The organism is Acinetobacter nosocomialis, from assembly GCF_041021905.1.
GTDB classification, from domain to species: Bacteria; Pseudomonadota; Gammaproteobacteria; order Pseudomonadales; family Moraxellaceae; genus Acinetobacter; species Acinetobacter nosocomialis.
The window spans coordinates 1,026,356-1,048,428 of the sequence record NZ_CP157432.1; the positions used below are offsets into that span (position 1 = coordinate 1,026,356).

The window sequence follows — 22,073 nt, forward strand, 5'->3', positions numbered from 1 at the left end:
TGAAGTGAATGAAGGGAAAGAATTGAAAATGATGACACTCATTGAAAAGTTAGCAGAATTTCCGGTGAAAACGGTCAATGTTCAAGGCCAGCAGCAAGCCTATCGGGAAGCTGGTCAGGGCGAATACCTTGTGCTGTTGCATGGCATTAGTTCAGGTTCTGCTTCATGGGTAAACCAACTTGAAGTGCTGTCTCATCATTTTCATGTCATTGCCTGGGATGCACCGGGCTATGGCAAATCAGATGAACTTTTAACGGATCAACCGAATGCAACCGACTACGCAAAGCGTTTGGCAGCGTTATTCGATGTTTTAAAAATTAAAAAAGCGATTGTGGTCGGACACTCATTAGGCGCCTTACAGGCCAGTGCATTTGCTGCACTTTACCCAGAGCGAGTGGAACACTTGGTTGTTGCTAACTTAGCTCAAGGCTACCAACGTCACGATGAACAAACACAAATTCAGGTTTTTGAAAAAAGACCAAAAATGTTGAAAGAACTCGGTGCTAAAGGAATGGCCCAAAGCCGTGGACCTCATTTGATTTATAAACAAGAGCCACAAGCCTTAGCTTTAGTTTCAGAAGTGATGCAACAGTTGACCCTACAGGGTTTCACACATGCATCGTACTTACTGGCATATGACGAAATACGTAATTACTTAACCGATTTAAAAGTCCCATGCACAGTGATTGCAGGGCAGCAAGATCAAATCACTCCTGCGTTAGGTATACAAGAGCTTGCTCAGGAATTGCAGTTGGAACAGCGCTTCGTCATAGAAGATGCAGGACATTTAAGTTATGTCGACCAACCGCAAGCATTTAACCAAATTATGTTGACGATTCAGGAACAATCGTAAGAGAGATTAAGGATTATGAGCTTCCAAGTTGAAGGAAAAGTTGCAGTTGTTACCGGTGGCTCATCTGGGATTGGGCTGGCTGCTGTTGAAATACTGGTTGCAGAGGATGCAAAAGTTGCTTGGTGTGGTCGCGATGAAGAACGTTTAAATGCTTCTAAGCACTATATTTTAGAAAAATTTCCACATGCCAATATTTTTACCAAAGCATGTAATGTGTTGAAAAAAGAAGAAGTTCAGCAATTTGCCAAAGAGGTCAAACTCAATTTGGGCAATGTAGACATGCTCATTAACAATGCCGGGCAAGGTCGTGTTTCAAATTTTGAAAACACACAAGATGAAGACTGGATGAAAGAAATTGAACTGAAATATTTCAGTGTTTTACATCCGGTACGTGCTTTTCTTGACGACTTAAAACAGTCGGCAAATGCCTCAATTACCAATGTGAACTCGTTACTGGCATTGCAACCAGAACCGCACATGATTGCGACTTCATCTGCACGCGCTGCACTGTTGAATTTAACCCATTCTTTGGCGCATGAGTTTACTCAGTATGGCGTTCGTGTGAACTCGATTTTACTCGGTATGGTCGAATCTGCGCAGTGGAAACGCCGTTATGAGACCCGTTCAGATTTAAATCTGTCATGGGAAGAGTGGACAGGCAATATCGCAAAAAACCGTGGTATCCCAATGCAGCGTTTAGGCCGCCCGGAAGAGCCTGCACGTGCTTTAGTTTTCTTGGCATCACCATTGGCATCTTACACCACAGGTTCGGCAATAGATGTCTCAGGTGGTTTTAACAAACATTTATAAATATCAGGTGCTGTCATGAAAAAGTTGATGATGATTGGTTTTGGCGCAATGGCAGCAGAAGTGTATGCCCATTTGCCTCAAGATCTGCAACTCAAATGGATTGTAGTGCCATCTCGCAGCATTGAGAAAGTTCAATCACAAGTCTCATCTGACATTCAGGTGATTTCAGATATTGAGCAATGTGATGGTACGCCAGACTATGTCATTGAGGTGGCAGGTCAAGCAGCAGTGAAAGAGCATGCTCAAAAAGTTTTAGCGAAAGGCTGGACCATTGGACTGATTTCGGTGGGTACTTTGGCTGATAGTGAATTTTGGGTTCAGCTTAAGCAAACTGCCGAAAAAAATGATGCCCATCTGCATTTACTTGCAGGGGCTATCGCAGGTATTGACGGTATTTCTGCTGCTAAAGAAGGTGGCTTGCAAAAGGTCACTTATAAAGGCTGTAAAAGTCCAAAAAGTTGGAAGGGCAGTTATGCAGAGCAATTAGTCGATTTAGACCATGTTTCAGAACCTACGGTCTTTTTTACAGGAACTGCCCGTGAAGCTGCCATGAAATTTCCTGCCAACGCCAATGTTGCAGCAACCATTGCACTTGCAGGGCTTGGAATGGATGAAACCATGGTTGAGTTAACTGTTGATCCAACCATCAACAAAAATAAACACACCATTGTAGCAGAAGGTGGTTTTGGACAAATGACCATTGAACTGGTGGGAGTACCGTTGCCAAGTAACCCGAAAACATCAACTTTGGCTGCGCTTAGCGTGATTCGTGCTTGTCGCAATAGTGTAGAAGCAATACAGATTTAAGAAGGATTTGATCATGGCAAAGGAAATTTATATTGCGGGTGAATGGCGATTAGGCCGTGGTGCAGTCATTCAAAGCCTGTTTCCGGCAGATCAGTCGGTAAACGCTGAGCTTTCAACAGCAACGCTTGAAGATGTAAATGAAGCAATTGAAAAGGCAGATCAGGCTTGGCGTGAACCGAGCTGGAGAAACAGCTTGCCGCATGAGCGTGCACGTATTCTTTATAAAGTTGCAGACATTATTGAAGCGCGTGTAGATGAATTAGCGAAACTACAAACCCGCGATAATGGAAAGCCTTTAACCGAAACTCGTGGTTTAGTGATGAGCGCGGCGGCAACTGCACGCTATGTTGCTGCGGCATGTGAAACGTTGAATGATGAGCTCACCACTCAGCGTGCTCCAGACTTTATGACCATGAGTGTGCATGAACCAGTGGGCGTTGTGGCAGCCATTACCCCTTGGAACTCTCCAATTGCGAGTGAAGTTCAAAAGCTTGCTCCAGCTTTGGCAGCAGGAAATGCCGTGGTGTTAAAACCAGCAGAAGCAACTTCACTGATTGCTTTAGAGCTTGCCAAAATTTTTGAAGAAGCAGGTTTACCAAAAGGCTTACTCAGCGTGCTAGTTGGGCGCGGTTCTGTGATTGGTGATGCAATTGCTCAGCACCCATTGGTTCGTAAAATTTCTTTTACAGGTGGAACAACCACGGGTCGTCATTTGGCACACATTGCCGCAGATAAACTCATTACCACTTCGCTTGAGTTAGGTGGTAAGTCACCAACCATCGTTTTACCGGATGCAGATGTCGAACTGGCAGCTAAAGGTGTCGCGTACGGTATTTTTAGCTCGGCAGGCCAAGCGTGTATCGCAGGTTCTCGCTTATTTATTCATAGCAGTCTTTACGATCAGTTTTTAACGCGTTTGGTTCAAATTACTAAAGGCTTACGTGTGGGCCATCCAGAACAAGCTGGTGTGCATTTAGGACCACTGGTCAATGACAAGCATTTGCAGTCAGTTGATCGCTATGTACAGCTTGCCAAAAGCGAAGGTGGTCAAGTTCTGATTGGTGGTGAGGCACTTACGAATGGTGACTATGCCAAAGGAAGCTATTACTTACCAACGATTATTACGGGTTTAAATAACAGTGCTCAAACCTGTCAGGAAGAAATTTTTGGCCCTGTTTTAGTCGTTATGAAATATGACAATGAGCAAGATTTAATTGCCCAAGCCAATGACAGTTGTTTTGGTCTTGCCGCAGGTATCTGGACTGAAAGCTATCGCAAAGCTTGGCGAATTGCACGTGCTTTAGAAGTGGGAACGGTATGGATTAATACCTACAAAAAATTCTCGATTAGTGCGCCGTTTGGTGGCTTTAAAGACAGTGGGATTGGGCGCGAAAAAGGCCGTTTGGGCATTTTATCGTACATGCAACAAAAGAGTATTTATATGGGGCTGAATGAACAGCCCAACCCTTGGTGCGATTAATAAATTCAAGGACTGAAAACAAATTTTGAGGAACAGACATGACTGAACGTGTAAATGTAGGCGAAGCAATCGCAAGAGTATTAGAAGCGCACCAAGTTGATAGTATTTATGGTGTTATTTCCATCCACAATTTACCTATTGCTGATGCAGTTGGGCGCCGTGAAAAAATGCGCTTTGTTGCAGCACGTGGTGAAGCGGGTGCAGTCACCATGGCAGATGCACACTCACGTTTTAAAGGCTTAGGTGTAGCGCTGACCAGTACGGGTGCTGGGGCAGGTAATGCGGTGGGTTCACTGATTGAAGCAATGAATGCGAGTAGCCCTGTATTGCATTTAACTGGTCAGGTTGAGCGTGAATATCTTGACCGTGATGCAAGCTTCATTCATGAAACCAAAGACCAACTTACATTCTTACGAGCATCAAGCAAAGCGGCGTTCCGTATTACCAGCCCAGACAATGCTGTTGGTGTGATTCGTGAAGCCATCCGTGTAGCAACCACAGTTCCAATGGGACCGGTAAGTGTTGAGCTGCCGATTGATGTGCAGGCAGCAGAAATTGATTTGCCACTTAACTTAGGACCAGTCAAAGCACTTGAGTTACCACAGGCAGAGCAAGCAGAAATTGATCTTCTGGTAAACGAAATCAAAAAAGCAAAACGTCCGATTTTCTGGATTGGTGGTGGAACTTTAAATAGCGTTGCTGAAGTTAAAGCAATTGCAGATTTAGGTATTCCGGTTGTTTCATCGACTCATGCTCGTGGGGTTTTGCCAGATGATCATCCACGTAGTTTAGGTGCGTTCCATAACTCGGCAGGCGTTGAGCAATTATTAAAAGATGCTGACTTAATGGTTGTGTTGGGTTCTCGTTTACGTAGTAATGAAACCAAAACTTATTCGGTTGAATTCCCTGAAAACATTATTCAGGTGGATGCCAACCCAGTGGCTCAGCAACGTAATTACAAAATTCGTAACTTCATTTGTGGCGATGCCAAAGATGTCTTAACACGTGTGTTAGAACAACTTCAAGGTACTTCAAAAGTTGATGCCGATTACGATGCTGCTGTAGTGGCGGCTAAACAAGCTGCCATTGATGCACTGCGCAAGCAAATCGATCAGTATGCATTAATTTGTGATCACTTGCGTGCGGCTTTACCGCAAGACGGTATTTTTGTACGTGACATCACTATGTCGGGTAGTACATGGGGCAGTCGTTTATTCCCTGTACAAGCACCAAACCAAAACATCCACTCACTTGCGGGTGCAATTGGTTTAGGCCTTGCAACAGCAATCGGTGCTTCAGTTGCTAACCCTGACAAAAAAGTAATTGGTTTAGTCGGCGATGGCGGCTTAATGCTTGGCATTGGTGAAATTGCAACTATGGTACAAGAAAACACCAATATGGTCCTAATGATTATGAATGACGGTGGTTATGGCGTAATGCGTGGCATTCAAAATAACTACTTCGGTGGTCGCCAGTATTTCAACGAACTGCATACTCCAGACTACAAACTTCTTGGTGAATCAATGGGTGTGAAAAGCTGGAAAGTGGGTAGTGCAGAAGAGTTTAAAACGGTTATTCAAGAGGCTGTCGCTTTTGAAGGGCCAACAGTGATCGAGCTCGATATGAACTCGATTGGACCATTAAACTTCGCGGGTCCACCGCAAAAGAAACTGTATTAACCAGTTTGGATGGTTTAGTACATATGCGATGGGAGCTGCTAAGCCATCCTTTTTTTAGATAAATTTTTTTGTCTAAAAAACAATAAAAACGAAGTTTTACAGGTAAAACAAATAAAGTTCCAGCAGGACGCTGGAACTCAATCAAGGATGTAGAGATGAAAAAGACTTCATTGATCATGGCATTCATTGCGCAGCTTACGATGGGGGTAAGCGTCAATGCATTTGCAAAAGACTCATTGCTTGAATGGAAAAGTGATGACGGCACCGACTCATTAAAGTTAGGTGGGGTGGTTCGGTTAAATCAGCGCTATGAAGATTGGGAAGGCCCAAACCGCGGTTTCGGTAAGCTCTATTTTGATATTTTCAGAGTCGATTTAAAAGGTAAGTTTGATGATGCTTACATCAATGCCAGCTATCTATTTCAAGATCAGCAGAAAACATCTATTGAAAAGGCATACGTTGGCTATAACTTAAATGCCAATAACAGCATTGAAGCAGGTCTGGTTTATAAACCTTTTACAATTTATCCCTATCCGCAAAATGGCTGGACCTATCACATTCCATTCTTTTTAGGGTATGGAAATAACATTGCGCCGGGACTTAACTGGAATTATCACGACAAAGATTGGGATGTAAAACTCGGTTACTACCCGCAAATGTTAGAGACCAACTTGCGTTATTCACCTGAGAGTGCAACTTATGATGATTTGGCAGGAAATGCATTTCCATCTCAAAAAGCCTATCAAAATGAAAAGCGCAATCAAATCAATACCCGCATTGTTCGCAAGTTAGAAACCGATTTTGGTAAGCAGGAGTTTGGTGTTTCTGGCGCGATTGCACAGTTACATAACAAAGTGACCGATAAAGACGGCAAATATTATGCAGTCGGTTTACATACCGAAAACAACTACAATCGCTTTAATTTACAAAGTTCTGTCATTCACTATCAATATGATGCTAAAAACCCAGATGGTGTAAATAATGACATGACTTTAATGGGTAATAATGGCTTTACACCTGCTTATTTCATTGCTTCAGAAGGTACGATTGCCAGTTTAAACCTTGCTTATACGTTACCTGTGACCAATATGGGCAAACTAAAAGCCATTAAGTTTTATAATGACTATAGTTATCTCGATAAAAAACGTGATGATTGGTCAGATTCGCAAATGAACACTACAGGCATGATGTTTATTGCTTCGCCATTTATGGTTTGGGCAGACTATACGTGGGGTAAAAACTCCAACATTATTGGTGGCTCGACCAACTCAACAGGGTATACCTCTGCCACTTCACCTAACAGTGATAAATGGCTATACCGTATTAACTTTAATATCGGGTTTACTTTCTAAAGTAAGCAGTATTAAAAAACCACGCAATCGGCGTGGTTTTTTATTTAATAAGTGAAAATTTTTAATACCTGTTTTTTTCAAACTTATTCCAAAACACAAAGGCAGTTACAAAGGCCAAAATTGTTAGCGCGAAAATATAATACATCGCACCAATATCACTGTATTGACTGAGCCAATGAACTAAAGGTAGGGTCATACCACCAACAATTGCATAAGACAAATTATAAGAAAACGAAATGCCAGAGAAGCGAACAGGCGCGGGGAACATTTTAACCATACTGCTCGACACCATGCCGACAGTACCTGAGCATAGACCTAACAACATATATAAACCAAAAATGGTTGAATGTGCGGCATGACCTAAACTGTGATAAAAAACTGCCGCTGTAAGTGCCACAGCAAGCGCACCGATCATCATGACTTTGCCACAACCAAAACGGTCAGCAAAATAACCAGCCAAAATACAGCCGACCATTTGCATGATAATGGCTGCGCTTTGCATTTCAAAAGTCTGTGCACGATCAAAACCAAATGAACCAATCAACAAATTTGGCATGGCTAAAATCACTACCACCACACAGCCCGTTAAAAACCATGTAAATAACATGCCAATCGCAACCGCTGTTTTATGCGTTTTTAAGACTTGTTTTACAGGCATTTCTTTTGAAATTTCTTTACGTGCCTGCATGGCTTTAAATACAGGTGTTTCTTTTAAATACGTTCTTAAATAAAGTGCAACTAGACCAAAAATACCACCTGCAATAAAAGGTATACGCCAAGCCCAGTCATGGATTTGTGCTTCACTAAAATTCAGTGAAATCCATAAAGACATCAGTGCACCCAGTAAAATTCCTAAAGAAAGCCCAGCGGTGAGTAACCCATTTGCCAGTCCGATTTTTCTTTCAGGGACGTGTTCCGATACAAAGGTCCATGCAGCTGGAATTTCCCCCCCAATCGCAATCCCTTGCACCACACGCATAAGCAATAAAAGTAGAGGTGCCAAATATCCGATATTTTCAAAGGTGGGCAAAATCCCGATAAATAGGGTAGGCAGTGCCATCAGCAAAATTGAAAGTGAAAAGAGCTTCTTACGCCCGACCAAGTCACCAAAATGGGCCATGATAACCCCACCTAAAGGGCGGAAAAAGTAACCTGCTGCAAAAATGCCGTAAGTGTTGAGCATGGCCCAAAACGGACTAAGCGTACTTGGAAAAAAGAGGTCGGAAATGATTTTTGCGTAAAATACATAAATCACAAAATCGTAAAACTCTAAAGCGCCACCCAATGAAGAAAGGGCGAGGGTTCGTTTATCTTCTTTAGTGAGATAGTTCGCGTCCTGCAAAGTTAATTCCTGATCCATTTTTTACTTAGTTGTTGTAATTGAAGTTAGGATATTAATGGAAAAGTGAAATAAAAGTAAATGGAGGAAATTTGTTCTATAGGGATATGTGGATTTTACTTAGTAAGCTAAAAAAGCTTTAAAACAAAAAATGCTTTAGATGAAACAAAAACAGATGTCGGAATGACTTTTCTTTTGGCCTGTTCAGCGACACAATAAAACTTGTCATAGCCAGTTTAATGAGAGATTCAAAGGATGAGCGTAGTTTTACCTGTCGCGAAGCGCGGTGAAGATATTTTGAAATTAATCGCGGCTCCTGTTTCGGCAAATGAGCTAAACAGTAATTGGCTTTATCAGCTTGCTGACGCTATGCATGCAACAATGCTTGAGCGTAATGGGGTGGGGATTGCAGCACCGCAAGTTTATATCTCTAAACGCGTCATTATTGTGGCATCTCGACCAAATCCACGCTATCCGGATGCACCTGAAATGGATGCTGTGGTTATGGTAAATCCTGAAATTTTAGAGTTCTCAAACGAAGTTTGTTTAGGTGAAGAAGGCTGCTTAAGTGTGCCAGACGAACGTGGACAAGTTGAACGCGCAGAAATGGTTAAGGTGAAATACTTAACACTTCAGGGTGAGACGATTGAAAGCGTTTTTCATGGTTTTCCTGCTCGTATTGTTCAACATGAAATTGATCATTTAAATGGGATCTTGTTTGTAGAAAGAATAAGCTAACCATCTCTTTAAAGTTTTGAAAAACCTATAATGAGCTTGAAATGGAGAAGTTATAGGAATTACAATACTTATAGCGTGATATTTAAATCATTACAAAAGATATAATTTTAATATTATCAGCAGGTTGTGCTGAAATTTTGCGCGATGTTGTAAATCTCCTCATTTAAGGTTACTGACCATGAAAACCCCTCTCCCAGATTATTTGGCAAATGTTATAGAAGCCTGTGACGTCGATAATAGCGGTCATCTCGCCGATTATATTCCTGAGTTGGCAAATGCAAACCCAAATCGATTAGCTTTAGCAATGTCTACGGTAGATGGGGAAATTTATTCGGTCGGCGATGATGATGTTGAGTTCACCATACAATCGATTTCTAAACCTTTTGTATATGCCTACGTTTTGCAACAACTTGGCATTGATGCAGTACTCGCGAAAGTAGGGGTGGAGCCTTCAGGGGAAGCCTTTAATGAAATTTCATTGGGTAAAGACGGCCGACCAAAAAATCCAATGATTAACTCTGGCGCAATTACTGTACATTCCTTGATTCAGGTCAAACATGGTTTGCATAGCGCAGAAATTCTACGCCGTTTTATGAGCGAGCTTGCAGGCCGCGAATTAAGTTTTGATGAGTCTGTTTATGATTCGGAAGTCAAAACAGCCTACCGTAATCTTTCGATCGGTTATATGTTGCGAACGGTAGGGATTTTAGAAACTGACCCAGTCGATATTGTGAATGGGTACATTCGCCAATGTGCGATTATGGTTACAGTGAAAGACTTGGTACGTATGGGCAGTGTGCTTGCCAATGGTGGGGTCGACCCTAAAACTGGAAAGCGCTTACTAAATCGATCTGTGGTTAGACAAGTACTCAGTGTCATGATGAGCTGTGGTATGTATGATGCCGCGGGTGACTGGCTTTCAACTGTAGGTATTCCTGCTAAAAGTGGTGTAGCAGGTGGTATCTTGGGCGTGCTACCTGGTCAGGTCAGTATGGCTGCTTTTTCACCTCGACTAGATGAACATGGTCATAGTGTTCGAGGTATTGATATTTTAGAACGATTATCTCGTGACATGGGGTTACACCTCATGGAAGGAACACCTTCTGCACAAACCATTGTACAAAGCCATTATCGTACTGGAAAAGATGCATCATTGAGTGTGTATGTGCTGCGTGGTGTGTTGAAGTTTACTGAAGCTGAAATGTTATTGCGTATTTTACAAGACGAGACAATTGATCAAAGCACAATCGTCATTGATTTAACTCAGATTTCACTTATCCACGATGTGGGTAAACGTATGTTTTTAGAAGGCTTAGATCGTTTAATTGATGATGGACATACACTTGTTCTAGTCGATCCAGAACAGCGCCTAGATCATGCGAGAACTGGTAAAGACAGAGAACTTCATGTTTATCACGATTTCGATGATTTGCTCGAAAAGCATGACCTCCCTGCAAAAAAAAAGACTTATAGCGACATCGCGGCACTTCTAAATTGCTGAGGTGTTTTTCCTAGATGTCGCTTAAACATCGCACTGAACGCGCTGGGGTTTGTATACCCCAGTGACTCTGAAATTTGAGAAATAGATTCACCATTCGCGATTTTACTCAAGGCAAGTGCAATATGCATTTGCTGTATCCATGCCCGATAAGATAGCCCAGTTTCTTTCTGGAACATACGCATTAAAGTTCTAGAACTCGTGCCAATATCATCAGCCCAATCTGTTAAATCTTTTGAACTGTCAGGGGTATGTAATAACTCTTGGCAAATTTTTAAGAGTCTTTTGTCTTTCGGCCACGGAATCTGGATAGACAACAAATTGGCCCGATGTATTTCTTCAAAAATCAAAATTTGTAAAGAACGGGAAAGCTCTTGAGAGGTCGGTGTATTTGGAATTTCCTCTCGTTTAATTTCATTTAAACGTATTAAAAGTTCATGCAACAGGTTACTCACCCGAATAATAAAGCAATGTTGTCCCATTAGAGGGGCTGCATTTACTTCAACCAATGCCGTATTTAACTTCACGTGACTCAGTGAAATCACACTGTGCTCTACATGTGCTGGAATCCATAACGCACACATGGGTGGCACAATCCACACATTATTCGGTGTAAACACCTGAATAGTTCCAGTAGATGCATATAAAAACTGCGCACGTGTATGCGTATGGGTTGGGGTGATTTCTCGGTAAGAATGCTCGGAAGATAGCCCAATCACCAGTTCAGACAAATCGGACTGAATAAGAGAATCGGACATAAATTATCCTAGAAATTGTCACTTATACGATGATTATTGGAAGATAACTTTATAAGCGACAATTTACAATAAGCATCTCATTTAAAAATATTGGAGTTTTTCAGGTATGACGTCTTCAATACAATTGAAAGATGGTATTGCCAATACCGTTGCAAATGATCAGCCTCAAGGAATGATTATTAAAATTGTAGGCGCCGTGGCGGTTGCACATTTACTGAATGATTTAATTCAGGCGGTGTTACCAGCCATCTATCCAATGCTAAAAGCAAACTTTTCGCTGAGTTTTGCGGAGGTTGGCCTGATTTCGTTTGTATATCAAATTACAGGTTCTCTGCTACAGCCTTGGATTGGACTTTATACCGATAAACATCCAAAACCGTATCTTCTCCCACTCGGAATGGTCGTCACATTCTGCGGCATTATCTTGTTGGCATTTTCACCAAGTTTTGCTGTGTTGTTATGTGCATCTGCACTTATTGGAGTCGGGTCCGCAACCTTTCATCCAGAAGCTTCACGGGTAGCACGAATGGCATCGGGCGGGCGCTTCGGTACAGCTCAGTCGACTTTCCAAGTGGGCGGAAACACAGGTACTGCCATTGGCCCATTATTAGCAGCGTTATTAATTGTTCCATTTGGACAACATGCAGTTGCGGGCTTGGTGATATTTGCACTTTTAGCAATTTGGGTTTTATTTGGCGTAAGCCGTTGGACCGTGAGTCATGCTAAAAGTCAGGTAGTTGCGCGTGCTACCCAAGCACATACTAAATTGCATGGCCGTAAGCTCATTATCGCCTTGGGCACAATTAGTGTGTTGATGTTTGCCAAATTTACCTACATTGCGAGCATTAGTAACTACTTTACCTTTTACTTAATTCAAAAGTTCCATATCAGTATTCAAACAGCTCAATTACACCTATTTGCTTTTTTGGCGGCTGTGGCAGTAGGTACATTTGCTGGTGGCCCAATTGGCGATAAGATTGGCCGTAAAGCTGTGATTTGGGTTTCATTTGTTGGTATGGCGCCATTTGCATTAATGATGCCGTATGCAAACTTATTTTGGACAACAGTTTTTTCAATTATTGCTGGTTTGGTGTTGTCATCGGCTTTTGCAGCGATGGTGGTGTATGCGCAAGAAGCTGTTCCGGGCCGTGTGGGTATGATTGCGGGTTTAATGTTTGGCCTTATGTTTGGGGTAAGTGGTATTGCCGCAGCTGGGCTGGGGCATTTAGCGGATATTAACGGTATTGAATGGGTATTTGGTTTATGTTCATTGTTGCCATTACTTGGTTTTGCAACAGCACTTTTACCAAACACAAAGGTTAAATAAATGAAAAGACTCTCAGCCATATTCAACTGAGAGTCTTTTTAATATGCACATAGCCTCATTAAAAAGACTATTTTTGAACACCAAACTTAAATACACTAACACTGTTATAAGTTTGATTTGGGTTTAAACGTGTAGACGGGAAAGCCGGTTGATTTGGGCTGTCTGGAAAATGCTGTGTTTCTAATGCTAGTGCGTCTGCTTGTCGGTAGAGTACGCCATTTGCGCCAACAATATTTCCGAGTAAATGATTGGCTGTATACATTTGGACACTTGGTTCAGTGGTTAAGACTTGCATGGTCCGTTTAGATTTTGGGTCAACCACAATCGCTGCAAGATTGAGTTTCCCTTGAGACTTTTGATTAATTACCCAAGTTTGGTCATAGCCATATCCATAGGCGAGTTGCTGATTATTTGCTCGAATATCTTTCACAATTGCTTTAGGCTTCCGAAAGTCAAAAGGCGTACCTGCAACTGAAGCAATTTCACCTGTTGGTAAAGAGTTTTGATCGGTTACTAATATACGGTCTGCATTGAGTTGGACAATATGATCGAGCACACCATAAGGATTATTGCCAGCGCCTGATAAATTGAAATAACTATGGTTGGTAAGGTTGACGACTGTAGGTTGATCAGTTTTGGCTTTATATTCAATCTTGAATTCATTTTGATCTGAAAGACTGTAGATTACTTCTACATCTAATTTTCCGGGAAAACCTTGATCACCATTTGGACTGGTTAACTTCAGAGAAGCTTTAACGGTTTCACCTTGAGAGACGAGGGGTTTAACTTGCCAAACACGTTTATCAAAACCAGGATTCCCGCTATGTAATGAGTTCGGGCCATTATTTTTTTCGAGGTTATACGTTTTTCCATCTAAGCTAAATTTAGCATTACCAATCCGGTTCGCATAACGACCAATCAAACCACCAAAATGAATGCCTTCCTTGGTATCAGTGACTTCATAGCCTTTTAAGTCATCAAAGCCCAAAACAATATTATTTTGTTTGCCTTGTGCATCGGGAGTCAAAATCTGGGTAATTACACCACCGAAACTAATAAAAGATACCGAGACTCCTTTGTTATTGCTCATGGTATAGAGTTCAACTTTTTGACCGTCTTGAGTCGTGCCATATGGCTTTACATTTAAGGTTGCTGCATTTGCCAGTTGTGCAAAGCTGTAAATCGTAACACCTAAAATTACTAGTTTTTTCATGCTTATACTCTATTTTTTAATAGTTAGATTGCATGAATATAAGATTGATTTTTCGTCTTTTTAAAGAGGTTTTTATTATATATAGTGTTAATGAGGATTAGCGCTGTTAACTCTAACTATTGAACAAACTGGCCCTAGTCCTATTAATAAAACTCAGCGGTAAGCTATTTTTATGACTCATTCTGTCTCAGTTTTAAAATTTTCACTTGCTCTTAATGGCTTGTCATTTGATTTAGACAACCAGCACATTCAACTTGAACAGGGTTTGGGTTTTATTAATTCAAAAAGTATCAGCAATGGCGTTGTTGATGAGCTTGCGGTTGAAAAGATGATTTATTTTATTGAAGAAATCATCGAGTCTCAGCCCCTCAGAAATTTAAAGATAAGTGGGGTAGTTGTTACGGCTGATACCGCCATGGCACAACTCAGTGAGTTATTTTTTAGTGCTAAAAAGCAAATCAGCCGTATTGAGCTTGAGCATGGATTTAATGATTTTATTGAGCGTTTAAGCTACTACACAAACCAAGTGGCTCGAGATCAGGTTTATGTTTTTACCTACTTTGTATTTGTTCGAGAGATGATGCATCACTTAAGAGTTGAGGAAATTCAGATCATTTAAGAAATCACTTTCTCAATCTGCTAACTCATCATGAATCCAGTTTAAAAACAGTTCAATTTTAGGAATAAATTGATGCGTTCGAGGATATACCAAATGATGAGCAGAAATAGGAATCGATAGTTCATCTGCAAAAACTCTAACCAACTTTCCTGAGTCCAAATAATTTTGAGTGAGTAAATTACTTTCCAAAACAAATCCTAGTCCATGCATAGCTGCTTCAAATATCGAGTTTTTTAAAACTAAAAATTATGATAGAGACTTGGAAGGTTGATTTTATCTTTTTTTCAAAATAAATAATTGAATTTAATGGTATTAATATTTGTAATTGATGATAATATCTGTAGGGATTTAAAAAACAAAAAATTAATATGAGGATCTTATGAGTTATAAACTAATCAAAATAAGTGTATTAAGTACTATTTTTTTAATTGGTTGTGGGGAGGAGTCCAAAAGAGAAGAAAATGAGTATGAAAAAAATATGCTTACAATCGAAGCTGAAAATTTTAATGATAAAGTTAACTTGAATGTAAAAGAAGAGGAATATAGCTTAATAGCCCAAGGAAATAGCTCAGATGTAACTCTCTATTTTAACAAACCCGATAAAACGGACCTTCCTATTTATGGTGAATTACAGCTTTTGGCTGAAAGTAATAAGGCACGTTTTGCCTCACTTGCTTGGATAAATAAATATAATGATATGAGTGTTTTATTTTGTATAAATTATGAAGACTGTTCAGATAATACGGAATATAGTTTTGATAATGATAGTAGACAATTAAATATAAGATTTAAAAATAATTTTAATAAATTATGGAAAAATTATTTAGTTGACTGGATAGAAAAAAAAGATTTAACGGCAAAAATTACAGGTAACTTAGAATTAAAAATACCCTCTAACTGGGTGGGTTTTAATAAAGATAGATTTCCAAGAAAAAGTGGGATAGGTATCCTCGAATTAGATAATCAAGTATATAAATTATCTGATATGAATTCAGATATTATTATTTATAAAGATGGAAATAATAAAAACATTGGTAGTGTAGATGAACTTGTTTTTAAAAAAGATGATGATATTGTGAATATTGAAATATTTAAAGAAAGTAATAATAATCAATATTCTAAAGATATACAACTTAAAGTTCGAAATTATAATTTAACAAATTATGAACCAGGTTTTTCCTTTTATGGCTTAGTTCCTGCTTCGTCGATCTCGTGGGGAGATAATGAAAAGATACTATCTATTAATATACAGAACTTGAATTTATTTGATAAAGAACGAAATAAATTTAGAGTGTTAGATTTGGAATATAATATTCCTAGGAATACTTCTAATATTTTAATTAATAAAGAAATATATCCTATATTGCGCCAAAATTATGGTTTCGCTTATGTCGTAAATGATCAGAAAAAATATTCTATTAGTTTAATAGGGCAAACAGGAGCTTATCCATTGGAAGTAATTCAAGAATTCAATGGTCATATTTCAATTGAAACTACGAAAGAAAATGAAAAAATAGTTTGTGGAGATCGCTATAAATCTTGTTCAGGTTTATCTATGGATAATGATAAAAAAACTTTTAGATTTAATAATGTTAAATTAGGTGAAGATGTTTTCAATGGAATGATTTATATTCCAGGAATTATTGATTAAATATGATAAAAAATCCCCTCACTAGAGGGGATTTTTTATTACTATTTAAACTTAAACAATCGAGTCATCTAAATTCGGCGCTAACCAACGCTTTGCTTCATCTAGTGTCCAACCTTTACGTTTTGCATAATCTTCAAGTTGGTCTTGAGAGATTTTACCTACGTTGAAGTATTCACTTTGTGGATGAGAATAATAGAAACCACTTACCGAAGATGGCGGCATCATTGCAAAGTGTTCAGTCAGTTTAGTACCAATTTTGTCGGTAGAACCTAACCAGTCAAACAATACTGCTTTTTCAGAGTGCTCAGGGCAAGCAGGGTAACCTGGTGCAGGGCGAATACCGACATATTTCTCTTTAATCAGTTCTTCATTACTAAGCTGTTCATCAGCTTTATAACCCCAGAACTCTTTACGAATGCGTTCATGTAAGTGTTCGGCAAAAGCTTCTGCAAAACGGTCGGCTAGTGACTGAACTAAAATTGCAGAGTAATCATCACCTTTGGCTTTGTATTCATTTGCCAATTCTTCTGCACCAAAAATCGATACAGTGAATCCGCCTAAGTAGTCCTGCTGCTCGCTATCAGCACGGATGTAATCTGCCAAAGACAAGTTTGGTTTACCTGTCACTTTGTCAGATTGCTGGCGTAAGTGCTCAAAAGTATGCGTAACATTTTGCCCCGCTTCATCAAATACGCTCACTGTGTCTGCATCAGTGCGCTGAGCAGGGAACATACCGAATACGGCACGAGCATCAAAACGGTTATTGTCGATAATATCTTTCAACATTGCTTGAGCTTGATTGTACAAATCTGTTGCAGCTTCACCAACCACTTCATCTTCTAAAATTTTCGGGAATTTACCTGCCAAGCTCCATGAAATAAAGAATGGTGTCCAGTCAAAATAATCCACGAGTGTTGCAAGCGGATAATTCTTTAAAACTTGTGTTCCTAAAAGATTTGGTTTTGGTGGCACGTAGCTTTCATCAATTTTAAAACCATTTTCAACCGACTCTTTATAAGTCAGTTTGGCCGCTTTTGGTTGTTTGTTGGCTAAACGTTCACGAATTTTGGCATATTCAGCACGGTGCTCTTCAATAAATGCACCTCGCATGTCTTTAGAAAGCAAGGTTGTAGCAACACCTACAGCACGTGAAGCATCGGCAACATAAATTACTGCATCATTCTGATACTGAGGGTCAATTTTTACTGCCGTGTGGGCTTTAGATGTCGTCGCACCACCAATTAATAGAGGAATGTTAAAGCCTTTGCGTTGCATTTCTTTCGCAACAAATACCATTTCATCTAAAGATGGAGTGATCAGACCAGACAACCCGATGATGTCACATTTTTCATCAATTGCGGTTTGTAAGATTTTCTCGCAAGGTACCATTACACCAAGGTCAACAATGTCATAACCATTACAGCCAAGTACCACGCCTACAATATTCTTACCAATATCGTGTACGTCGCCTTTTACCGTTGCCATGAGGACTTTACCTTTAGATTGTCCTTCAGACTTTTCAGCTTCAATGTAGGGGTTGAGCCATGCTACAGCTTGTTTCATTACACGGGCAGATTTCACAACCTGCGGTAAGAACATTTTGCCTGAACCAAACAAGTCACCAACCACGTTCATACCGTCCATCAGCGGTCCTTCAATCACATCTAAAGGACGTTTAGATTTTAAGCGCGCTTCTTCGGTGTCTTGGTCAATATAAGTCGTAATACCTTTAACTAGTGCATATTCAAGACGTTTTTCAACCGACTCATTACGCCATTCAAGGTTTTCAGCTTCTTTAGCTGCGCCGCCTTGTCCGCGGTATTTTTCTGCTACTTCAAGCAGTTTCTCAGTCGCAGCTTGACCAGATTCACCTTGGTTTTGGTTTAATATGACATCTTCAACAGCTTCTTTTAGCTCGGCTGGAATATCATCATAAATTGCCATTTGCCCAGCGTTCACAATACCCATGGTCATGCCTTGCTTAATGGCATGGTACAAGAACACCGAGTGAATGGCTTCACGAACGGGTTCATTACCACGGAACGAGAACGAAACGTTCGATACACCACCAGAAATCATGGCATGTGGTAAGTTCTGTTTAATCCAACCTGTTGCTTCAATAAAATCGACCGCGTAGTTGTTATGTTCCTCAATGCCAGTTGCTACTGCGAACACGTTCGGGTCAAAAATAATATCTTCAGCAGGGAAGCCTACTTCATTCACTAAAATATCGTATGAGCGCTTACAGATTTCGCGTTTACGTTCAGCAGTGTCAGCTTGTCCAGCTTCATCAAAGGCCATCACAATAATTGCGGCACCATATTGACGGCAGAGGCGGGCTTTTTCGACAAACTCGTCATAACCTTCTTTTAAGGAAATGGAGTTAACAACCGGTTTACCTTGTACGCATTTTAAGCCAGCTTCAATGATTTCCCATTTTGATGAGTCAATCATGATTGGCACACGTGAAATATCAGGTTCTGATGCTACAAGGTTTAAGAAATGCACCATCGCATTTTGCGAATCGAGCATCCCTTCATCCATGTTAATGTCAATAATTTGCGCGCCAGCTTCCACTTGTTGCTGTGCAACCTCTAAAGCTTCGGCAAAGTTTTCTTCACGAATGAGGCGTAAGAATTTTTTAGAACCGGTAACGTTAGTACGTTCACCAACGTTTACAAAGAGAGAGTCATCATAAATATTAAATGGCTCTAAACCACTTAGGCGACAAGCAGGTACGGTTTCAGGTACTTGGCGAGGTGCAATATCTTTGACTGCATTGGCAATGGCGCGAATATGGTCTGGTGTCGTACCACAGCAACCACCAGTAATATTAATTAAACCGCTTTCAGCAAATTCTTTTAAGAAAGCTGCAGTTTGCTCAGGTGTTTCGTCATATCCACCAAATGCGTTTGGTAAGCCCGCATTGGGGTGTGCTGAAACGAAAGTATCTGCGACATCAGAAATGGTTTTTACGTGAGGACGCATAGCATCTGCACCAAGGGCACAGTTAAAACCGATTGAAAGCAAATCACCATGGCGCACAGAGTTCCAGAAAGCTTCCGCAGTCTGACCCGTTAAAGTACGACCTGATGCATCGGTAATTGTCCCTGAAATCATAATTGGTAATTCACGACCAATTTGTTTAAAGACTTCTTTGACTGCAAAAATCGCTGCTTTACAGTTTAATGTATCAAATACGGTTTCAATCAAAATGATATCTACACCGCCTTCAATCAGTGCATGAGTCGCTTCAATGTAGTTTTCTTTTAACTCATCAAAGGTAATGTTACGAAAAGCAGGGTCATTTACATTCGGTGAAATTGAACAAGTACGCGATGTAGGCCCAAGTACACCAGCAACAAAACGTGGTTTTTCTGGAGTTGAATATTTTTCACAAGCTGCTTTGGCTAAACGTGCTGCTTCACGGTTAATCTCTGGAACAAGATCTTCCATGTGATAGTCAGACATTGAAACACGCGTGCCATTAAAGCTGTTGGTTTCAATAATATCTGCACCAGCATCAAGATAAGCTTCATGAATGCCTTGAATAATTTGAGGTTGTGTCAAAACTAAAAGGTCATTATTACCCTTTAAGTCATGTGCCCAATCGGCAAAACGCTCACCACGGTAGTCGGCTTCTTCTAATTTATGGCGCTGGATCATAGTTCCCATAGCACCATCAATAATCAGAATGCGTTTAGCAAGAAGCGCTTTTAGGGTGGCAAGCGTAGACATAGAAAACCCCGATCTTTTATATGAATTTAAAAATGCGGCGCTATTGTAACAGAATAGCAGCACAAATGATGACCTACGAAGGTCATGAGACAATAAGTAAAAAAATAAAAAAGAGGGTGTTTTATGACAAAAACGAAAGAATTTTCATGAAATATTCATCAAATGATCATGATATTGAAATATTTCATGCTCAATATGCCGAAATATTACAGTTGTTCTGTATGAAAAATAGACATATAGGCCATTTTATTTATTTTTTTGCTGTAAAAATAAGCACAAAAGGAGCTCATAAATAATGAATTAAGTTATTGTATTTTAAAAATAAAATAAAAATGATCGGGGAAAGGTGCATCAAATGAGGTCAAAATATAAAAAATTGACTTCATCAGGCGGCTCTTTGTCATATAATTGTCATAATTTAATTTAAGAATACAGAGGATTTTATTATCCTCTTACCGTCTGCATGAATTCTAATCTACCCCCTGTTTCGGATTCAAAACTTGCGGCAAACCTGCAAGCAAAATCGACGAATGTACACGTCCCAACACCGAAATTTTTTATGCCGGTGTTTCTGACGATTATTGTTGCAACACTTATTTATATTGGGTTTCAGGTTAGTGCTGATTTAGCGCATGTTCCACCTTTGAGCCTTTATTCGGTTATTCTTTTATCTACTGCACTTTTCATTGCATTGGGCTTTGAATTTGTAAACGGTTTCCACGATACTGCTAATGCAGTTGCAACGGTCATTTATACAAATGCATTGCCTGCACCAGTTGCAGTCATGTGGGCTGGTTTTTGTAATTTTCTTGGGGTAATGGTCGCAAGTGGTGCTGTTGCTTATGGCATTATTGCATTGCTTCCTGTTGAACTTATCATGAACATGGGTAGCGGTGCTGGCTTTGCAATGGTTTTTGCATTGTTAATCGCTGCAATTCTTTGGAACCTTGGTACTTGGTTCTTAGGAATCCCAGCTTCTAGCTCTCACACCTTGATTGGTTCAATTTTGGGTGTGGGTATTATGAACCATCTATTGAGTGCATCGACTGGCGTAACGACCAGTGGTGTAGATATGGACCAGGTGATTAAAGTAGGTAAGGCATTATTATTTTCACCTTTAATTGGTTTTGCTTTTGCAGCAATCTTATTCTTGTTGGTTAAAACTATTTTCAAACGCCAATTAGAATTATTCCAGCCACCTGAAGGTAATAAGCCACCACCAGCAATCATTCGTGCAATTTTAATCTTTACCTGTACAGGTGTAAGTTTTGCACACGGTTCAAATGACGGCCAAAAAGGTATGGGTCTCATCATGCTCATTTTGGTTGGTTTAGTACCGTTAGCTTATTCAATAAATAAAAACCTAGATACACAACAGGTTCAATCATTCCACCAGCTTTCTTCTCAAACTGCTGTTTTGTTAAACCATAATCAGCAAGAATTGACTGATGAAAAAGCGCGTGAAGTTTTAACTAAATATATTCAAACCAAGCAACAGACACCTGAAGTTGTACCTGCATTGGCAAGTATGACTGATCATTTAGGTGCTCGTGTTTCTAGCTATAGCGACTTAAAAGATATTCCTGAAGCTGCGATTAGTGAAATTCGTAATGATATGTATTTAAGCACAACCACGTTTAAACGTTTGGACAAAGCAGATGCTTTACCAAAAATGGATGATTCACAGAAAAAGCTTGTGAAAGATTATCGCGGTAGCTTGGATTCATTCTTACAGTACATTCCAAACTGGGTGAAAGTTGCGGTTGCATTAGCGCTTGGTCTTGGCACTATGGTTGGTTGGAAACGTATTGTGGTGACTGTAGGTGAGCGTATTGGTAAGAACCATATGACTTATGGTCAAGGTATGTCTGCTGAGCTTATTGCAATGAGTACTATTGCAGCAGCAGATGGTTTAGGTATGCCAGTTTCAACTACTCATGTTTTAAACAGTGCTGTTGCGGGTACCATGGTTGCAAATAAATCAGGTCTAAACTTTAATACCATTAAGACAATTTTGTCAGCTTGGATATTTACTTTACCTGCGACCATCTGTTTGTCAGGTGGTTTATATTGGTTGTTCTTAAAGTTCATTTAAGTTGTCTGCTTAAATCTAAAAAGCCACTATTATTAGTGGCTTTTTTATTGTCACATTTAAAAAAAAGATCGCTTTTTTCAAATAAACTCAGTAAAGAATGAATGATTACTGCAAAT

17 protein-coding genes and 1 pseudogene are annotated in these 22,073 nt (G+C 39.9%); 13 read left to right on the plus strand and 5 right to left on the minus strand.

Features of this window, described 5'->3' with window-relative positions; genetic code table 11:
• Positions 1–28: 28 nt before the first annotated feature.
• The 6 genes from ABLC00_RS04870 (at position 29) to ABLC00_RS04895 (ending at position 6,981) form a co-directional block, all read left to right on the plus strand.
• Entirely contained in the window at positions 29–853 is an 825-nt protein-coding gene (locus ABLC00_RS04870) for an alpha/beta fold hydrolase (RefSeq protein ID WP_004888267.1), read from the plus strand.
• A gap of 15 nt (positions 854–868) precedes the next feature.
• Positions 869–1,663, plus strand: a complete 795-nt coding sequence (locus ABLC00_RS04875) for an SDR family oxidoreductase (protein ID WP_004888265.1) — start codon at positions 869–871, stop codon at positions 1,661–1,663.
• A gap of 15 nt (positions 1,664–1,678) precedes the next feature.
• The gene (locus ABLC00_RS04880) at positions 1,679–2,470 is read left to right on the plus strand and encodes an aspartate dehydrogenase (protein ID WP_033846666.1); all 792 of its coding nucleotides are present in this window, start codon (positions 1,679–1,681) and stop codon (positions 2,468–2,470) included.
• 13 nt (positions 2,471–2,483) lie between these two features.
• A complete protein-coding gene (locus ABLC00_RS04885; protein ID WP_004888264.1) occupies positions 2,484–3,950 on the plus strand; it encodes an aldehyde dehydrogenase in 1,467 nt (488 codons plus the stop codon).
• 38 nt (positions 3,951–3,988) lie between these two features.
• Complete coding sequence (locus ABLC00_RS04890) at positions 3,989–5,629, plus strand: thiamine pyrophosphate-binding protein (RefSeq protein ID WP_004888256.1); 1,641 nt, start codon at positions 3,989–3,991, stop codon at positions 5,627–5,629.
• Positions 5,630–5,784: 155 nt separating this feature from the next.
• Complete coding sequence (locus ABLC00_RS04895; RefSeq protein WP_002054411.1) at positions 5,785–6,981, plus strand: hypothetical protein; 1,197 nt, start codon at positions 5,785–5,787, stop codon at positions 6,979–6,981.
• 61 nt (positions 6,982–7,042) lie between these two features.
• On the opposite strand, the gene ABLC00_RS04900 is transcribed toward ABLC00_RS04895, so the two are convergent.
• Complete coding sequence (locus ABLC00_RS04900; RefSeq protein ID WP_004888255.1) at positions 7,043–8,341, minus strand: MFS transporter; 1,299 nt, start codon at positions 8,339–8,341, stop codon at positions 7,043–7,045.
• A 234-nt stretch (positions 8,342–8,575) separates the two neighbouring features.
• Between ABLC00_RS04900 and def the strand changes: the two genes are divergently transcribed.
• Positions 8,576–9,058: a peptide deformylase gene (gene def, locus ABLC00_RS04905; protein ID WP_004710118.1), complete on the plus strand. Its 483-nt coding sequence runs from the start codon at positions 8,576–8,578 to the stop codon at positions 9,056–9,058.
• Positions 9,059–9,236: 178 nt separating this feature from the next.
• On the plus strand, positions 9,237–10,559 hold the full coding sequence (locus ABLC00_RS04910; RefSeq protein WP_002054468.1) for a glutaminase: 1,323 nt from the start codon (positions 9,237–9,239) through the stop codon (positions 10,557–10,559).
• On the opposite strand, the gene ABLC00_RS04915 is transcribed toward ABLC00_RS04910, so the two are convergent.
• The gene (locus ABLC00_RS04915; protein WP_004888254.1) at positions 10,526–11,314 is read right to left on the minus strand and encodes a helix-turn-helix domain-containing protein; all 789 of its coding nucleotides are present in this window, start codon (positions 11,312–11,314) and stop codon (positions 10,526–10,528) included. The genes ABLC00_RS04910 and ABLC00_RS04915 overlap by 34 nt on opposite strands.
• A 106-nt stretch (positions 11,315–11,420) precedes the next feature.
• Here ABLC00_RS04915 and ABLC00_RS04920 point away from each other — a divergent pair, with 106 nt between their 5' ends.
• The gene (locus ABLC00_RS04920; RefSeq protein ID WP_004888253.1) at positions 11,421–12,641 is read left to right on the plus strand and encodes an MFS transporter; all 1,221 of its coding nucleotides are present in this window, start codon (positions 11,421–11,423) and stop codon (positions 12,639–12,641) included.
• 67 nt (positions 12,642–12,708) lie between these two features.
• On the opposite strand, the gene ABLC00_RS04925 is transcribed toward ABLC00_RS04920, so the two are convergent.
• Entirely contained in the window at positions 12,709–13,854 is a 1,146-nt protein-coding gene (locus ABLC00_RS04925) for an aldose epimerase family protein (protein ID WP_033846668.1), read from the minus strand.
• Between the two features lie 172 nt (positions 13,855–14,026).
• Between ABLC00_RS04925 and ABLC00_RS04930 the strand changes: the two genes are divergently transcribed.
• Complete coding sequence (locus tag ABLC00_RS04930; RefSeq protein ID WP_033846669.1) at positions 14,027–14,473, plus strand: hypothetical protein; 447 nt, start codon at positions 14,027–14,029, stop codon at positions 14,471–14,473.
• A gap of 12 nt (positions 14,474–14,485) precedes the next feature.
• Here the strand turns inward: ABLC00_RS04930 and ABLC00_RS04935 are convergent.
• A pseudogene (locus tag ABLC00_RS04935) lies at positions 14,486–14,692 on the minus strand (LysR substrate-binding domain-containing protein); the annotation flags it as partial.
• Positions 14,693–14,852: 160 nt separating this feature from the next.
• Here ABLC00_RS04935 and ABLC00_RS04940 point away from each other — a divergent pair.
• A complete protein-coding gene (locus ABLC00_RS04940) occupies positions 14,853–16,124 on the plus strand; it encodes a hypothetical protein (RefSeq protein ID WP_004710102.1) in 1,272 nt (423 codons plus the stop codon).
• 51 nt (positions 16,125–16,175) lie between these two features.
• Here ABLC00_RS04940 and metH read toward each other — a convergent pair whose 3' ends face one another.
• On the minus strand, positions 16,176–19,862 hold the full coding sequence (gene metH / locus ABLC00_RS04945; RefSeq protein WP_006581215.1) for a methionine synthase: 3,687 nt from the start codon (positions 19,860–19,862) through the stop codon (positions 16,176–16,178).
• Positions 19,863–19,927: 65 nt separating this feature from the next.
• On the opposite strand from metH, the gene ABLC00_RS04950 reads away from it, so the two are divergent.
• Positions 19,928–20,158 carry a hypothetical protein gene (locus tag ABLC00_RS04950; RefSeq protein ID WP_033845555.1) on the plus strand — a complete coding sequence of 77 codons (231 nt, stop codon included), beginning with the start codon at positions 19,928–19,930 and terminating at the stop codon, positions 20,156–20,158.
• Positions 20,159–20,325: 167 nt separating this feature from the next.
• A complete protein-coding gene (locus tag ABLC00_RS04955; RefSeq protein WP_004710095.1) occupies positions 20,326–21,957 on the plus strand; it encodes an inorganic phosphate transporter in 1,632 nt (543 codons plus the stop codon).
• The last annotated feature ends 116 nt before the right edge of the window (positions 21,958–22,073 follow it).

Bases quoted from the DNA above. Each gene is read 5' to 3' on its own strand.
- ABLC00_RS04870 (WP_004888267.1), top strand. From the start codon at position 29: ATGATGACACTCATTGAAAAGTTAGCAGAATTTCCGGTGAAAACGGTC.
- ABLC00_RS04875 (WP_004888265.1), top strand. From the start codon at position 869: ATGAGCTTCCAAGTTGAAGGAAAAGTTGCAGTTGTTACCGGTGGCTCA.
- ABLC00_RS04880 (WP_033846666.1), top strand. From the start codon at position 1,679: ATGAAAAAGTTGATGATGATTGGTTTTGGCGCAATGGCAGCAGAAGTG.
- ABLC00_RS04885 (WP_004888264.1), top strand. From the start codon at position 2,484: ATGGCAAAGGAAATTTATATTGCGGGTGAATGGCGATTAGGCCGTGGT.
- ABLC00_RS04890 (WP_004888256.1), top strand. From the start codon at position 3,989: ATGACTGAACGTGTAAATGTAGGCGAAGCAATCGCAAGAGTATTAGAA.
- ABLC00_RS04895 (WP_002054411.1), top strand. From the start codon at position 5,785: ATGAAAAAGACTTCATTGATCATGGCATTCATTGCGCAGCTTACGATG.
- ABLC00_RS04900 (WP_004888255.1), bottom strand. From the start codon at position 8,341: ATGGATCAGGAATTAACTTTGCAGGACGCGAACTATCTCACTAAAGAA.
- def (WP_004710118.1), top strand. From the start codon at position 8,576: ATGAGCGTAGTTTTACCTGTCGCGAAGCGCGGTGAAGATATTTTGAAA.
- ABLC00_RS04910 (WP_002054468.1), top strand. From the start codon at position 9,237: ATGAAAACCCCTCTCCCAGATTATTTGGCAAATGTTATAGAAGCCTGT.
- ABLC00_RS04915 (WP_004888254.1), bottom strand. From the start codon at position 11,314: ATGTCCGATTCTCTTATTCAGTCCGATTTGTCTGAACTGGTGATTGGG.
- ABLC00_RS04920 (WP_004888253.1), top strand. From the start codon at position 11,421: ATGACGTCTTCAATACAATTGAAAGATGGTATTGCCAATACCGTTGCA.
- ABLC00_RS04925 (WP_033846668.1), bottom strand. From the start codon at position 13,854: ATGAAAAAACTAGTAATTTTAGGTGTTACGATTTACAGCTTTGCACAA.
- ABLC00_RS04930 (WP_033846669.1), top strand. From the start codon at position 14,027: ATGACTCATTCTGTCTCAGTTTTAAAATTTTCACTTGCTCTTAATGGC.
- ABLC00_RS04940 (WP_004710102.1), top strand. From the start codon at position 14,853: ATGAGTTATAAACTAATCAAAATAAGTGTATTAAGTACTATTTTTTTA.
- metH (WP_006581215.1), bottom strand. From the start codon at position 19,862: ATGTCTACGCTTGCCACCCTAAAAGCGCTTCTTGCTAAACGCATTCTG.
- ABLC00_RS04950 (WP_033845555.1), top strand. From the start codon at position 19,928: ATGATGACCTACGAAGGTCATGAGACAATAAGTAAAAAAATAAAAAAG.
- ABLC00_RS04955 (WP_004710095.1), top strand. From the start codon at position 20,326: ATGAATTCTAATCTACCCCCTGTTTCGGATTCAAAACTTGCGGCAAAC.